This is a genomic window from Phycisphaerales bacterium (assembly GCA_016716475.1).
Taxonomy (GTDB): Bacteria; Planctomycetota; Phycisphaerae; order UBA1845; family Fen-1342; genus JADJWG01.
In genome coordinates this window covers 407,935-423,728 of the sequence record JADJWG010000004.1, presented here as the reverse complement: position 1 = coordinate 423,728, position 15,794 = coordinate 407,935, and the positions used below count along the sequence as shown (strand labels likewise).

10 protein-coding genes are annotated in these 15,794 nt (G+C 66.1%); 9 read left to right on the top strand and 1 reads right to left on the bottom strand.

The genetic code is table 11. From position 1 onward, the window contains the following. The first annotated feature begins 61 nt into the window (after positions 1–61). From IPM18_15830 to IPM18_15800, 7 genes are all read left to right on the top strand, one after another. Positions 62–763, top strand: coding sequence for an SDR family NAD(P)-dependent oxidoreductase (locus IPM18_15830; GenBank protein ID MBK9121051.1), 702 nt, complete (start codon positions 62–64; stop codon positions 761–763). A 127-nt stretch (positions 764–890) separates the two neighbouring features. After that, the gene (dauA, locus tag IPM18_15825; GenBank protein MBK9121050.1) at positions 891–2,678 is read left to right on the top strand and encodes a C4-dicarboxylic acid transporter DauA; all 1,788 of its coding nucleotides are present in this window, start codon (positions 891–893) and stop codon (positions 2,676–2,678) included. A 184-nt stretch (positions 2,679–2,862) separates the two neighbouring features. Then, a complete protein-coding gene (locus IPM18_15820; protein MBK9121049.1) occupies positions 2,863–4,149 on the top strand; it encodes a DUF1015 domain-containing protein in 1,287 nt (428 codons plus the stop codon). A 378-nt stretch (positions 4,150–4,527) separates the two neighbouring features. Then, positions 4,528–7,527, top strand: a complete 3,000-nt coding sequence (locus IPM18_15815; GenBank protein ID MBK9121048.1) for a histidine kinase — start codon at positions 4,528–4,530, stop codon at positions 7,525–7,527. Positions 7,528–7,654: 127 nt separating this feature from the next. Beyond that, positions 7,655–9,322: an LptF/LptG family permease gene (locus IPM18_15810; protein MBK9121047.1), complete on the top strand. Its 1,668-nt coding sequence runs from the start codon at positions 7,655–7,657 to the stop codon at positions 9,320–9,322. A 16-nt stretch (positions 9,323–9,338) separates the two neighbouring features. Beyond that, positions 9,339–10,433, top strand: a complete 1,095-nt coding sequence (locus tag IPM18_15805; protein MBK9121046.1) for an LptF/LptG family permease — start codon at positions 9,339–9,341, stop codon at positions 10,431–10,433. Position 10,434: 1 nt separating this feature from the next. Beyond that, positions 10,435–11,118 (top strand): response regulator transcription factor, encoded by a 684-nt coding sequence (locus IPM18_15800; protein ID MBK9121045.1) that lies wholly within the window; start codon positions 10,435–10,437, stop codon positions 11,116–11,118. 72 nt (positions 11,119–11,190) lie between these two features. Here IPM18_15800 and IPM18_15795 read toward each other — a convergent pair whose 3' ends face one another. Continuing rightward, a complete protein-coding gene (locus tag IPM18_15795; protein MBK9121044.1) occupies positions 11,191–12,456 on the bottom strand; it encodes a hypothetical protein in 1,266 nt (421 codons plus the stop codon). A 568-nt stretch (positions 12,457–13,024) separates the two neighbouring features. Between IPM18_15795 and IPM18_15790 the strand changes: the two genes are divergently transcribed. Then, positions 13,025–14,224 carry an HRDC domain-containing protein gene (locus IPM18_15790; protein ID MBK9121043.1) on the top strand — a complete coding sequence of 400 codons (1,200 nt, stop codon included), beginning with the start codon at positions 13,025–13,027 and terminating at the stop codon, positions 14,222–14,224. A gap of 269 nt (positions 14,225–14,493) precedes the next feature. Further along, positions 14,494–15,732 (top strand): HD domain-containing protein, encoded by a 1,239-nt coding sequence (locus IPM18_15785; GenBank protein ID MBK9121042.1) that lies wholly within the window; start codon positions 14,494–14,496, stop codon positions 15,730–15,732. Positions 15,733–15,794: the final 62 nt, after the last annotated feature.

Below are 15,794 nucleotides of genomic sequence, written 5' to 3'. Positions count from 1 at the left end.
CCTGCGGTGGCGGCATGGTCCCGGTGCCGGGTATTTCGGGATCGCGGGGCGAGGTGCTGTCATGGACTTTGGCGGTCGGGAATGCGTCGTGACCGGGGGTACGGGGGCGCTCGGCCGGGCAGTCGTCGCGCGACTGCTGGCCGGCGGCGCCCATGTGACCATTCCCGTGTATCGGGCTGCTGAACTCGATGGTTTTGCGCACCGCGAAGATCCGCGAGTCACAACCGTGGCGGGGATCGATCTGACCCACGAAGATCAGGTTTCCGCACTCTACGAACGCGTCGCCGGACGACTGTGGGGGTCGATCCATCTCGTAGGCGGATTCGCACTGCAGCCGCTGTCGGAGACCACGGCCACCGACTTCCTGGGGCAGTTCCAGCTCAACACGCTTACGGCCTTTCTCTGCACCCGTGCGGCTTTGAAGTCGATCGACGGGGCGGGGCGCATCGTCAACGTGGCCGCACGTCCGGCCCTTGAACCACGCCTGGGGGCCGGCATGGTGGCGTACACGGTATCGAAAGCGGCCGTCGCGGCGCTCACCATAGCGGCCGCCGAGGAGGTCGCTGCCGCCGGCCGCGCCGTATGGATCAACGCCGTCGCCCCCGCGATCATCGACACGCCGGCGAATCGGGCCGCGCAGCCCGCCGCGGACTTCGGCACATGGCCCAAGCCCGAGGAACTCGCCGAAACGATCGTGTTCCTCGCTTCGCCCGACAACCGGGTAGCGCGCGGCGGAATCGTACCTGTGTACGGAAATGCCTGAAGGTCAAGCCACATCAGCGGATTCAATACACAGAACCATGCTGGCCAAGCGCGCGTGAAGTCACTGCGTCGCCCCGCAAGATTGGAATGGCAGAATGGGCGGCGGCGGCGGTAGCATACGCCGCCTTATGGACACCGCAGACTCACGGTCTTCGAACTCGAACTCCGCCCCACCCCCCGCGGTTGATTCACCCCCCTGGTATGCCGCGTTTGCCCCTGCCCTTCGCCGCACCCTGCGCGAGGGGTACGGCTGGCGCGATCTGCGTGACGATCTGCTCGCCGGGCTCGTGGTTGGGGTGATCGCGCTGCCGCTCTCCATGGCGCTCGCAATCGCGAGCGGCGTGCCTCCCCAGTACGGCCTGTACACGGCCATCGTCGCCGGTGCCGTCACCGCGCTGTGCGGCGGCTCACCGGTGCAGGTCACCGGACCAACGGCCGCTTTCGTGGTGGTGTTGGCGCCCGTAGCCGCAACCTATGGTCTGTCAGGACTGCTGCTGGCGACACTGATGGCCGGAGCACTGCTCATGCTGATGGGCTTCGCGCGGCTGGGGCGCCTGATCGAGTTCGTGCCTTTTCCGGTGACGACCGGTTTTACCGCCGGTATCGCGCTGGTCATCGCGACGCTGCAACTGCGCGACTTTCTCGGGTTGCAGGTGGACGAACTGCCCGAGCACTACATCGAGCGCGTCTACGTGCTGGGCTATGCCCTACCGACGCTGCGCTGGCCGGACCTGCTGATCGGGGCCATCACCCTGCTGGTGCTGTTGATCCTGCCACGGATCGTGCGGCGGATGCCGGCCGCACTGGTGGCACTGCCGCTGGCCGCCGTCCTCGCCGTGGCACTCGCGCAATGGCTGCCGGAGTTCGGCGTAGAAACGATTCAATCCAAGTTCAAGGGGATTCCGCAACAGCCCCCGCAATTCGTGCTTCCGTGGGACTTCTCCGATCCAGAGCATCCCCCGGTACCGGTGACCCTCGACACGCTGCGGCGGCTGATGCCGTCGGCGGTCGCCATCGCACTGCTGGGTGCCATCGAATCCCTGCTCTCGGCCGTCGTAGCCAGCGGGATGTCGGGCAAGGAGCATGACCCGGACGGCGAACTGATTGCACAGGGCATGGGCAACCTCGTGGCGCCGTTCTTCGGCGGATTCGCCGCCACGGGGGCCATCGCGCGCACCGCGACGAACGTGCGCAGCGGCGCTCGCTCACCGTTTGCGGCGGTGTTTCACGCGGTATTCCTGCTGGTTGGCGTGCTGCTCGCGGCGCCGCTGCTGGGCTATCTGCCGATGGCGGCACTGGCGGCCCTGCTGCTCGTGGTGGCGTGGAACATGAGCGAACTGCGGCACGTGTTCCACACACTCCGGGTGGCGCCGCGCGGCGACGTGCTGGTGCTTGTGACCTGCTTCGGGCTCACGGTGATTTTCGACATGACGATCGCAGTCAGCGTAGGCGTAGTTCTGGCAGCGCTGCTATTCATGCGGCGAATGGCGGAGGTCACAGGCGTGCGCGAGGTCGCGCGGCCGATGACCGGCGCGACGCCAGACCTGCCTCCGGGAGTGGTGGTCTACGAGGTCGCGGGACCGCTGTTCTTCGGGGCCGCGACGCGCGCCATGAGTGCACTGCGTCGGGTGGATCGCAGCATCTGCGTGGTGGTGCTCGATCTGCGGGCCGTACCGGTGATGGACGCCACGGGCCTGGTCAACCTGGAGTCGGCCCTTGGGCGGCTGCACCAGTCGGGCATCTACACCGTGCTCGCCGGTGTGCAAGCCCAACCCCTGGGATTGATGGCGCGGGCGGGCTGGAAGCACCGTGATTGGATGTCTGTCTTCCGGTCCTTCGAACACGGCGTGGAGGTCGCCCGGCACCTTGCCCACCTGACGCACTTCGGCACCTCTACCTCTCCTCAGACCCGTTGAGCCCAGCCGCCCTTCGTATTTTGCAAGGTCCGCCGCTGCGATCGCAGAGCGACGCACCCCGGCACTGGCACAACGCCCGGTTCGGTCTATAGTGACGCGGACGGCGGCACACCGGTGCCGGACCGGCCGCGGGTCCGCTGCCCAGCGGACCGTGCGACGGCTCAAGATCTGCTGAGGAGCGCGCATGAGTACGATCCGACCCCTCCGCCCCCTGCGTTACGACACCCGCCGCAACCGCGATCTATCCAAGCTGCTGACCCCTCCCTATGACATTCTGGACGCCACCGACAAGGCGGAGCTCCTGGCGCGCGACCCGCGCAACTTCGTGGTTGTGGATTTGCCGCACCTGCCGCCGAAGGACGCCGGCCCGCAGCACCTGTATGAACAAGCCGCGGCCACCCTGCGACAATGGCTGGCCGAGGGAACGATGGTGCAGGATCAGGAGGCGGCGCTGTACGTGTACCATCAGGCGTACACGTACGAGGGACGCGCCTACGTCCGCAAGATGTTCTTCGCCGGGTTGAAGCTGGAACCCTTCGGCGCGGGTTCGATCTATCCTCATGAACGCACTTTCGGTGGTCCGAAGGAGGATCGTCTCGCACTTACGAAGGCGACCCAAGCGCATCTCAGCCCGATCTTCGGCCTGTACGAGGATGAGTCCAACGACGTCGCACGGCGCCTGGAGGAAGCACTGCCGCCTGAGCCACTCGCGATCGGAACGCTCGACGGCGTGGAGAACCGGCTGTGGGCTGTCACCGACACGGTCGCCATCGCGGATGTCGCGCGCCTGATCGGCCCTAAGCCGACGTACATCGCCGACGGGCACCACCGCTGCGGCACGGCGATGCTGTACCGCGACTGGCTGACGGCGCAGCGCGGTTCGCTGCCGGTTGATCACCCGGCTAATTTTGTACTGTGCGTTTTTTGTGCCATGGAGGACCCTGGGCTGCTGATCCTGCCGACGCATCGCGTGCTGCCCGGCCTCGCGTTCCTGGCGGACGACCTCGCCGGTCCCGAGGTCACGGTCACCAAGCTCAGTGTGAACGACCCCGAGAGCGCCTTGGCCGCCCTGCCGGCGCACGGACCGCAGGCCGTGGCCTTCTTCACAACCAGGGATGACACGTACTCCGTGGTCCGCCCCACCCGGGAAGGGCTGCTAGATCCACTCGAGCCGGAGCACAGCCCGAGCTGGCGGCGACTCGGCCTGGCTTTCCTGCATGCGTACCTGCTCGACCGCATCATCACACCGGGTCCCGCCGGGGGGCAGGCCCCGAAGATCGAGTACATCAAGTCGAACTCCGGGGCTGTCGCGGCTGCCAGGCAAGCGGGGGGCTGCGCTTTCCTGCTGCAACCCACGACCATGGCGGAATTGCGGGCGGTATGCACCGCGGGAGACCTGATGCCGCAGAAGAGCACGTACTTCTACCCGAAGCTTGCGAGCGGGCTGGTGATCCACCGCGTGGTCGATTGACGCAGCCGGCACTCGGCCGCCTCGAAGGTGCAGCGCGATAAGCACTGCACCCAGGCGGTGTGGCAGGTCGATGCTACGGTTTCCACCGATCACGCAACTCTGACTTGGTGACCGGCACGCGCTGCACCGCCAGTTCGACGCCGACCCGCACTCTGGTCTTGAGCAGCGGCGTTCCTGCTACCGCCGTCCCGTCGCTCTCGACTTACCCCCTCCTTCTGTGCATCCGGCGCCGTGACTGCCAATGCATCGGCGAAACCAAGCATTTCGGCCCGCACGTTCTCCGGAGCACAACCCCTCATCGTCGACGAGATGTCCCCGCGCAACTTGGGCATTGGGTATACTGACCGCGAGCAACCGTTCCTCTTGCGAGAACCGCTGATGTCCGCGCCTTCGGGCCCACCCCCCACACCCGCCGAGCGCTCCGCCAGCGAGTATGACTGGCGGCTGGGCCGCTTCCCCAAACTGATGATGCGCCGTATCCAGGAGGTGCTGCTCGTCTCCAGCGCGTACGACTCCTTCATCCTCGAGGAGGACGGCCTGCTCACCGAGATGATCTACAACGAGTACATCGATCTCGGCCTGACCCATGCCCCGAACATCACGCGCGTGCCGAACGGTGAAGCCGCCCTCGCGCGGATCGGTCCGCGCAAATTCGACCTCGTCATCACCATGCTCCGGCTCGGCAACATGGACGTCGGCAACTTCGAGCGCGCCGTCCACCGGCTCGATCCCCAGGTACCCGTCGTGCTGCTGATGTCCAGTGAATGGGAACTTTCCCGGGTGATGCACCAGCACCCGCAGTTCGGCGCCGACAGTCTCTACGTCTGGCATGGGGATGCCAAGCTCTTTCTGGCGATCATCAAGTCGCTCGAGGACCGCCTGAACGCCGAGCACGACACCCGTGCCGCGGATGTCGGGGTGATCATCCTGGTCGAGGACTCGGTCGGCTTCCGGTCCTCGTTGCTGCCGCTGATGTACAGCGAACTGGTCAAGCAGACCCGCGCCGTGATGGCGGAGAGTCTCAACCCCATGGATCGGCGCGTACGCATGCGGGCCCGACCGAAGATTCTCGTAGCCGACACTTTCGAACAGGGTATGGACTTCTACCGGCGCTTCCACCGGCACGTCTTCGGCGTCGTCGCCGACGTCTCCTTTCCCCGCGCCGGGCGGCTGGATCCGCAGGCCGGCGTGGACTTCATCCGCGAGATCAAGCACGACATGCCGGACGTGCCGGCCGTGCTGCAATCCTCCGACATCGCCAATGCTCGCTTCGCGGACCAGATCGGGGCGAGCTTCCTGCATAAGCGCTCAGCGACCCTGCTCGACGACCTGCGCAATTTCATGCTTGAGAATTTTGGTTTCGGAGACTTTGTCTTCCGCCTGCCGGACGGGCGCGAAGTCGGGCGGGCGCGGGACCTCCAGTCGATGGCAACGGCGCTGGAACAGGTGCCGCTTGATGCGATTCTCTTTCACGCCCGCCGTAACCACTTCTCCAACTGGCTGCGGGCCCGCACCGAGTTTGCCCTGGCACGCCGTATGCGCCCGCGGAAAGTCTCTGAGTTCCGCGACCTCGAAGCCCTGCGCGCGTACCTCGTCCGGAACCTGAACGAAGCCATCCGCCGCAGCCGCCGCGGGGTGGTGGAAGACTATGCCCGGCAACGTTTCGATCCGTCGTTCGGTATCGCCCGCATCGGGGGGGGCTCCCTCGGCGGCAAGGCCCGCGGACTCGCCTTTGTCGACGCGCTGCTGGCCGGCGCCGGCCTTGAAAAGGAGTTCCGCGGAATCGAAGTGCGCGTCCCCCCCTCGGTCGTGCTCGGCACCGACCTGTTCGACGAGTTTCTCGACTTCAACCGGCTGCGCCACGACGCCCTGCGCAGCACCGACGATGACTGGCTGACGCATGCCTTCCTGCGCGCCCGGCTGCCGGACAGTTTGTACGCCGACCTGCGCACTTACGTGGAGAACGTCCAGGGGCCACTCGCGGTGCGCTCCTCCAGTCTGCTCGAAGACTCCCAGTACCACCCGTTCGCTGGGGTCTACTCCACGTTCATGCTGCCTAACAACCATGCGGATGGGCGACTCCGCCTCGCCCAGCTCGGTGACGCCATCCGGCTGGTGTACGCCTCGACCTTCCGCGTGCTCGCCCGCCGTTACCTCGATTCCACACCCCATCGGATCGAGGAAGAAAAGATGGCCGTGATCCTGCAACCGCTCGTCGGGGCCCGGCATGGCGATTGTTTCTATCCTGACATCTCCGGCGTCGCCCGCAGTTTCAACTACTATCCCTACGGCGCCATGCGACCCGAGGACGGGGTGGTCTCCGTCGCGCTCGGCCTCGGCAAGACCGTAGTCGAAGGCGGACAGACTCTGCGATTCTGTCCCGCCTGGCCACAGGTGCTGCCCGAACTCGCCGACGCGGAGGAGTTCCTGAACCGGTCACAGCGCGCCTTCTATGCCGTGAATGTCGGCACGACCGAGTTCGTACCCACGCTCGACGGTGAACGCTCGCTCGTGCAGCTCGAGATTGAAGCGGCCCGGGCCCATGGCACGCTTGCCGCTGTCGGCTCCGCCTGGTCGCCGGATGACAACACCTTTCACGACGGCATTCACCGTCCAGGTGTGCCAGCCGTCACCTTCGCACCCATCCTGAAGCACGAGGCCTTTCCACTCGCCGCGTTGCTGCAACGGCTGCTCGAAATCGGTCGTACCGGCATGAACAGCCCGATCGAGATCGAGTTCGCGGCAAATCTCCAATCTCAGCCGCGCTCCTTCGCGGTGTTGCAGTTGCGCCCGTGCGCCACCGCAGTCGAGGTTGCCGATGTCGAGCTGGGAGACTGCACCCGGCCGGAATTGCTGTGCTACAGCCAGCACGCGCTGGGCAACGGCATCATCCGGGGGTTACGCGATATCGTGTACGTGCGGCCGGCGCATTTCGATTCCGGCCTGACCATGCGCGTGGCGGAGCAGATCCGCGCGTGGAACGACCACCTGATGCGCGCCAACCGGCCGTATATCCTGATCGGTCCCGGGCGGTGGGGCTCTTCGCATCCGCGGCTGGGCATTCCGGTGCAATGGCCGCACATTTCAGCGGCCCGCATCATCATCGAAACCACGCTGGCGGACTTCGTGGTCGAGCCGTCACAGGGGAGCCATTTCTTTCAGAACCTGACCGCGTTCGGCACCGTGTACCTCACGATCAATTCGTTCTCCGACGATGGCTTCATCGACTGGGAGTGGCTGGATGCGCAGCCGGCCACGGCGGAAACGCCGTTCGTGCGGCACGTGACGCTCCCGGTGCCGCTTGAGGGCCGGGTGAACGGCAGCGTCTCCCGCGCGGTGATCCTGAAACGGGCACCGCACGTCCTGGGAGGGGCGTGAGAACCGGCCTGTGAGGGGTTGGCCCTCCGCTTGACAGCGCCCCCCGCGCCCGTAGAGTGAAGGGGATGCAGATGCATGCAGCGCACGGGCCGAGCCCCAGTTCCGACCCTTCCGGGGGCGGCGTCCGATGACGACCGTCCTCCACGGCTACTTCCTGCGCGAGTTGCTCAAGACGTTCGGGCTCACGCTCACCCTGCTTACACTGGTCCTGACCCTCGGCGGCGGACTGTTTACTTTCGTCCAGTTCGAGGGGATCTCTGCTGCCGACGTCGCGGGCTGGGCTCCCCAGATGGTGCCCCTCTCCGTGACCCTGGCGATGCCGATTGCGGCTCTGTTTGCCGTCACGATGACCTATGGACGCTTCGCCGCCGACAACGAGCTGACCGCCTGCAGTGCCGCGGGCGTGAACGTGCATCGGCTGTTTACTCCGGTCGTAGTGCTGGCACTCTTTGTCGGCGCCTTCGAGCTGTTGTTCTTCAATTTCGTAATCCCCGGCCTCGGCCGGGAGTACGAGGTCATGGTCCGCCGCAACGTCGGCGAACTGGTACGCCAGCGGCTTCAGACGCGCGGGTTCGTACATCGCGGCCGCGAGGGCGAGGACCGGGTCACCATCACGGCTGAGCGCGTGCAGACTGTCACTGACGAGGCGCTCCGGGAGAAGGGTTTCGAGGTGGGCTCCGGCCTGCAGTACCTGCTGATCACCCAACCGACCTTCCTGCACATCGATCGCCATGGGAGTCTCGTCCAGTTCATCGTCGCCAGGCAGGTGCTCTGCCTGTTCGACTCGCGCAGCGCCGCGCTGCGGTGCGAGTTTCACGTGCGCGAAGGGCAGAACTTCGAGCTCGGCAAACGCATGGTCGAGATCCGCGAGCAGCGTTTCCGCTATGAAGAGAAGCTCCCGCCCCTGGTACGGCTGAGCTGGACCGACTTGCCGACCCTGCTCCGCTGGCGGGCCCATCCGTGGGAGGAACACCGCTTCAGCATGGAGGTCGAGCGGTTCCTGCAGCGCGTGCTGGTGCAGTGCTTCAACGCCTACGCGAGCGGAGAGGTTCAGGCCGGCCGAGATCTGGTGCTGACGGATAATGGCGGCTGGTCGTACACGCTGCGGGCCACGGAGCTGCGCTGGCGCGACACGCAGCCGGTGTTGGTGAACACCCGAGTTGAGCTGCGCGATGCCGACGGACGCGTGCGCGAGACCTACCAGGCACCGCTCGTTGAAATCCGCGCGGGAGCCCAGCGCGGCGATGACGGACCGCATCTCGCCATCGCGCTCTTCCTCATGTCCGACGCGCGCGGGCGCGTCGTGGATCAGCGACCGGAGCGCGGAGGCACGCGCGAGCGGGAAGACCTGACCTTCGACCTGGTCCAACGCCCCACGGCCCTGGCGGCGACGCTGGCGCCACTGACCGCGGCGGAGGCATTGCGGCCTGGCGCGGGACTACCGGTGGAGAGCAGCGGGCTGGAGCTCGAACAGATCAGTCTGCGGCGCTCGGCCGAGCGCATGCAGCGGCGCATCGACGCCACGATCCACCTGCGGCAGTCGTGGGCGCTCAGCGCGCTGGTGATGCTGCCTATGGGTGCCGCCCTGGGGGTGATCTTCCGCGGCGCGCGCATGCTCGCCGCCATCGGGCTAACGTTGATTCCGCTCTTTGCGATCTGCATCCTGCTCGTGCTCGGACGACAGCTCACCGAAAGCGGCAGCACGCACTTCGTCGGCCCCTTCATCACGTGGGGGGGCCTGGTCCTCGTCCTGTGCGCAGATCTCCTGATCATGCGACTGGGTGTCCGCAGATGAACCGGAGCGTACGCCCATGACGACCATCGACCGCCTGATCGTGCGGACCTTCCTGGGCAGCTACGTACTGCTGCTGGTGCTTTTCAGCGGGCTCTTCATCTTCTTTGACCTGCTCGTCAACTTCGACGAGTTCAGCGGCGAGCAGGGCCTCCCGCTGCCGGTCATGCTGCGTAACATGGCCGATTTTTACGGGCACAACCTGCTGATGTACTACCACCTGCTCGGCGGCCTGCTGCTGGGCATCGCCGGGTCCTACACCTTCGCGATGATGCTGCGTAACAACGAGTTGATGCCGCTGATCGCGTCGGGGGTGCCGTTGCAGCGGCTGGCGACGCCGGTACTGGTGGCTGCGATCGGGCTGGCCGGACTGTGGATGGCACACGCCGAATTCGTACTCCCGCAATTCGCCGAGAAGGTCAGCCGACGGCATGGCGAGCTGATCGAGACCGGTCGCACCGAGGTCCCGCTGGTCATCGACGACCACGAGGCCAAGCTGAACGCCGCCGAGCTCAAGCCCGAACTGGGTATTCTACAAAGCGTGTACATCATCGAACCGGCACCCGAAGGCGGGCTGCCATCGCTCGTCCGGGCCGACTCTGCCAAGTGGGACCCCGAGGCCCGCACCTGGCGGCTCGTACGCGGTGCACGGCAACGGGTGGGGACAGCGCTCGCCGACGTCGAGCTGGGCGCCACCGTTTTGTGGGAGGAACTGGACGAGTACCCTTTCAGACTGGCACCGGACCAGATCGTGCTGCGGCAATCCGCGCAGTGGATCAACTTGATGAGCATTCAGCAGATGACCGCGCTGCTCCAGAGCCGGAACCTGCCCAACCTGCCCGAAATCGCCCGGCAACGCGACATCCGCTTCACCCAGCCCCTGCTGAGCTGGGTACTCCTCCTGCTGTCGATCCGGTTCTTCCTCACCCGCGAACAAGGTCACGTGCTGGTCGCCGGCGGCTGGGCGCTGCTGGTCGCCGGCGGCTGTTTCGTGTTTACTTTCTTCTGCCACAGCCTGTCAGGCGATCCGCGTTTCGTGCGCCTGGCGGTGTGGCTGCCGGTGCTCGTGTTCGGCCCGGCTGCCGTCATCCTTTTTGGCAATGTGAAGACCTGACATGGCACGTATCGTCATCATCGAGGACGAGCCCGATCTCGCGATGGGGCTCCGCGACAACCTGGAGTTCGAGCAGCACGAGGTCGCCCATGCGGCCGACGGCGAGGCGGGCCTGCGCCTTGCGACCCAGCAGCCAACCGACCTGGTCCTGCTGGACATCATGCTGCCGAACATGGACGGCTTCGAGGTTTGTCGGCGGCTGCGCGCCGCCGGTTACACGATGCCGATCATCATCCTGAGCGCTCGCAGCCAGGAGATCGACAAGGTGCGGGGACTGGAACTGGGTGCCGACGACTACGTCACCAAGCCGTTCAGTCTCCGCGAGCTGCTGGCTCGCGTGCATGCGGCCCTGCGGCGCGCCACGAGCGGACCGACCCCACAACCCGCCCGCTTTCGTGTCGGGGAGCGTGAGATCGACCTGGCCCGCCAAGTGGTGCATGGACCCCAGGGTGAGCTGCCGCTGGGGTACTATGAATCGGAAATCCTGCGGATGCTGCACGAGCGTGTGGGCGAGGCCGTACCGCGACAGGACATGCTGCAGCGTATCTGGGGCGTCGGTGTCGGTCCGGCGGACCGCACCGTCGACAATCACATCGTCAGTCTGCGCCGCAAGATCGAGACCGATCCGGCCCACCCGCGGCATATCCTCACAGCGCATGCCGTCGGGTATAAGCTTGTGCTTTGAGGCCTGCGCGCCGGCGCGATCGACCACCACCGCGCGCCCGCCTATCGCTGGACGCAATCCCTGAAAGTCTGTCTATTCACATCCTCCCCCCGCCTTGATGCGCGCGATGAACGCGCTGATGTCTGCGAAGTTCACGTTTCCGTCGCCGTTCGCATCGCCGTTGAGATAGGGGCAGGGTCCCGGCCAGTTGTCCGGGTTGCCCGCCTTCAACGCCGCGATGAAAGGTGAGATGTCAGCGAAATTCACCACCCCGTCGCAGTTCATGTCACCCGGGCACAGCGCCGGACCCCCCGCGCAGGTCCAACTCGCGATATAGCTCACCGGCTGTCCACCCGCCGCTCCGATGAACCCCCCGACGTAGAGCGCGCCGGCGTGCGGTGCCAGGGTGAGGACCGGGCTGTTTACGCCACCGTCGAGTGGCTGCCAAGCGACGCCGTCCCAGGCCGCGATAAACGTCGTTGGGCCGCCATTGGTGCCCGTAAACTCCCCACCGGCGATCAGCGTGCCCTGGTACGCTGCGAGTGTCAGCACGAGGCCGTTCAGACCAGCCCCGAGAGGAGCCCAGGCAATGCCATCCCACACAGCCAGGTTGCGCGCCGGCTGTCCATCGGCATGCTCGAACTGCCCACCGGCGATGAGCACACCGTCTACGACCAGCAGCGCCCGGACACCCCCGTCGACACCGCCTCCCAGCGGCGCCCAAGTGGTGCCGTCCCACCGTGCAATGTTCGCCACAGAGGTGCCACCCGCGGCCGTGAAGTCACCGGCCGCAATCAACTCTCCGCCGTAGCTCGCAAGGGCATACACGATCCCATCGACCCCACCCGCCAGCCCCGACCAGGCAGCGCCGTCCCACCGTGCGACTCCCTGTGTCGGTACGCCCCCAGCAGTCAGCAATTCGCCGCCTGCAAAAAGGGCACCGGCATGGAGACCGAAGGCCCGCACGGTGCCATCAACACCGTCGCCCAGAGGCGCCCAAACCGACCCATTCCACCGTGCGACACGACTTGCGGGCACAGCACCGGCCTGGCCCAGAAAGCCACCCACGACCAATTCGCCGCCGAACTCGATGGCGGCATAGGCCCAATCGTCGAGCCCGTCGTCGAGTGGGCTCCATGTGAAACCATCCCACTGGGCGATATAGCTCGCGGGTGCTCCACCGGCCTCGGTAAACAATCCAACGGCGATCAGGGCCCCCTGGTAGCTTGTGAGGCCGGCGACGGTGGCGTTGGTCCCTTCACCGACCGGCCCCCAGGTGCAATCGTCGCCCCGGGCGAACGCGACCATCCCACCCGCGACCAAGCCCGCGACCCATACAGCCCTGCTTATTCGTTGCATGCTTCGCTCTCCTCAGTCCCCCGCCGGTTCCTTCGACCCGGCAGCCGCCACTTCGCCGTTGCGTTCTGCCCCCTTCATCATACCCGGTGTGGGGTGAGAGCGGATACGAAACGAGTAAACGGTCCCCGGGTCATAGGTTCCGCGCAATATTGGCGCTACCTGTCGCGCCGTGGGCGAATTCCTTCGGGCGGGCACCGCGGGCGCGCCGATAATCCTGCTGTGATCCTGCTGGGATCATGCCGTGTCAGGGATGATGCGGCCTTGGCGCGCGAGGGCGCGGCCTGGCGGACCGGCGGTCCGCTTGCGGTTCGTGATCAAGGCACGGATGCCCGGGTCTGCGAATCGGCCCCCTCGCGGTCCAAGCAAGCTCCGCGGTATGGCAGCCGGCGTCCACACCGCTTTGCCCACAGCCGTCGTCAGCGCTGGACAGTGTGCCTGTTTACGGGTACCACTTCGATCCTTGGCTGGCGCGCTGCGCCTACCACGGTCGCCGCGCCGGACCGCCCCCCCGCGGTCCGGACCCCGCAACGGCCCGAACACCCTGTACGCAGCCGGACAACGCTTCCGCATGAGTAGTCGCCCACCCGAAATCATAACCACGCAAGCCGAGCTCGAAGCGGCTTGCCGCCGCTGGCGTGAAGCGGGGCTGTTCGCCTTCGACACCGAGTTCATCCGCGACGACACCTACGACGCCATCCTGTGCCTGATTCAAGTCACGGTTGACGGCGAAGCCACGCTCGTCGACCCGACCTGCGACCTCGAACTGGCGATGTTCTGGGAGTTGCTGCTCGACCCGAACGTGACCACGGTGGTGCATGCCGGGAAGGAAGACTGTGAACTGTGCCTGCGCCGCACCGGGCAGCCGCCGCGAAACGTCTTCGACGTGCAAGTGGCCGCGGGTTTCGCCGGACACGGCTACCCCCTGTCCCTCGTGCGACTGGTGGAGCAGCTCCTCGATCGTCGCTTGAGCAAGGGGCAGACCTTGACGGACTGGTCGCGGCGCCCCCTGACACCGGCGCAGGTGCGCTATGCGGTGGACGACGTGATCTACCTGCCACAGCTGCATCGCCGGCTGGTGGACGATGTGAAGCAGCTCGGCCGTTACGAGTGGCTCGCGGATGAGTTGCAGGGCTTCGAGGACGCGCGCTTCTACCAGGCCCCCCCCGAGGAGCAGGCCCACAAGCTCAAGGGAAGCAAGCGTCTCGATGGGCTTGGGCTGCTGGTCCTTGCGCGACTGGTCGAGTGGCGGCATCGCTGGGCGAAGTCGCGCAATCGCCCCATCCGCGCACTGATGCGTGACGATATTCTCGTCGAGATCGCCCGCCGCCGGCCGGAGCACGAGAGCGACCTGGAGGTGATGCGCGGCTTCCCGCAGGCCCGCAATCGAAAAGTCGTGCAGGAACTGCTCGCAGTAATCACTGAAGCAATGCAGACGCCGCGGGGCGAATGGCCGCAACCATACCAGCATCGCGAAGACTCTCCGCTCGACATCGCGGCCCTGGATCTGCTGTCGGCCGTCACCCAGGCAATCTGCTACGAGGAGCGCCTGAGCCGGAACCTGCTCGGCGGAACACAACGTCTGCGTGAGCTGCTCGACCACGTCGCCGGCGTGACGGCCGCACGCCCACTCCTGCTGACTGGGTGGCGGGAACAGTTCATCGGTCGCCGACTGGTGCAAATCCTGGAAGGCCGCAGTGAAATCCACCTCTCCGGTTGGCCCCGTACACCCCGACTGGAAATTGTCGCGGGCGCTCGGGAGAACGCGTAAGCTTGCGTGCCCCCCCAGCCCCGGAAACCGATGCGCAGCCGGATGAATACCGAACACCAAGTCCCCGACAACTCTCCACTCCGCCTCACCCTGTAATGGCCGCAGCGCCGGAGCGCTCCTGAGCCCGGATAACGGCTCGCACAGCCGCAAGAGTGTCCGTTTCTCCTAACCCAAGCTTGCTCTGGGCAGCAACGGTTGGAACACTCTGCTTGACGACGGCGTGGACGCTGGACTGTCGGGGCGATCAGGGCGGACAGGAGCTTCCCGGGATGCCACTACTCATCCCCACATCCGAGTTGCAGGCGGGCATGCGCCTGCTGGAGCCGGTCCGGCTGGCGGGGCTCACCTTGCTGGCCGCCGGCAAGGTGCTCACCGCGACCGATATCGCGGAGCTGGAGCGGCGTTACCCGGACCTGGCCGTGCAGATCGCCGACCCACTGCTTGATCAGCTCGCGGAATTCGAGGACGACGGTCGCGACCGGGCCGTGGCGGAGCATGTGCGGCACCAGATCACGGGAGCCATGCGGGAGGTGCAGCACCGTTTTTCGGAGCGCGCGTCGCTGAAGTCCGTGGATTTTCCGCGCCTGCAGCGGGTCGTGGCGGAAATGCTCGAATATCTGCAGGTCAACTCCGGGTCCGTGGCCCTGCTGTCACGGGTACTGGGGCGCGAGAACTACCTCGCCCACCATACTGGCAACGTGTTCTACCTGGCGATGATGCTCGGTGCCGCGATGCGCGACTACGTGTTCACCGAGCGGCAGCGACAGGCCGCGATGAAGGGCGCCGACCCACGCACATTCCTCGACCTGACACCGCTCGGACTCGGCGCAATGTTCATCGATGTCGGAATGTTGCCGGTGCAGGAAATCCTCACGCGGCCGCGGCCCCTGACCCAGGAAGAGCGCGCCCTCGTGCGCGAGCACCCGATCGTCGGCGCGCAGCTTCTGCCGGATAATTTTTCGGCCGTGGCGCGGTCGATCGTCAAGACCCACCACGAGAACTTCGACGGCACCGGCTACCCACAGGCTTTGCCGGGGGATCGCCTGCAGATCTTCACACGGATCGTGCGCATCGCGGACGCCTTCTCCGCAGCCACCTCCTCCAACCAGTATCGCGAGGCCAAGAGCGCGCCGCGCGCACTGTGGGAGATGACCGTCGGTCCGTACGCGCGCTTCTACGATCCGGCCCTGCTGAAGGTGTTCGGCACGCTGTTGCAGCCGTTCCCGATCGGCGCCCGGCTCCGTCTCACCGACGGCCGCTCGGCGGTCGTGGTGAAGTACAACCGAACCAACCCGTTCTTCCCGCACGTGCTCATTGCGTTTGATCGTGATGGTGTGCACCTGCCGGAGGCGCAGATTACCGGGCCGATTGCGCTGGACGCATGCAGCGGTGTGCGGGTCGCGAGCTGGGGTGACGAAGACCTTTCCTACCTCTACTCCGACGGCTCTGAACACATCGTACCGCGGCCGGCCGAATTCCGAACGGCGTTCGAGGCCTGCTATCCGTGAGGCCGTACGACGGGGGGGGTACCCGTCAGATCACGATACCGTTTACACGCGCATTCAAGTAA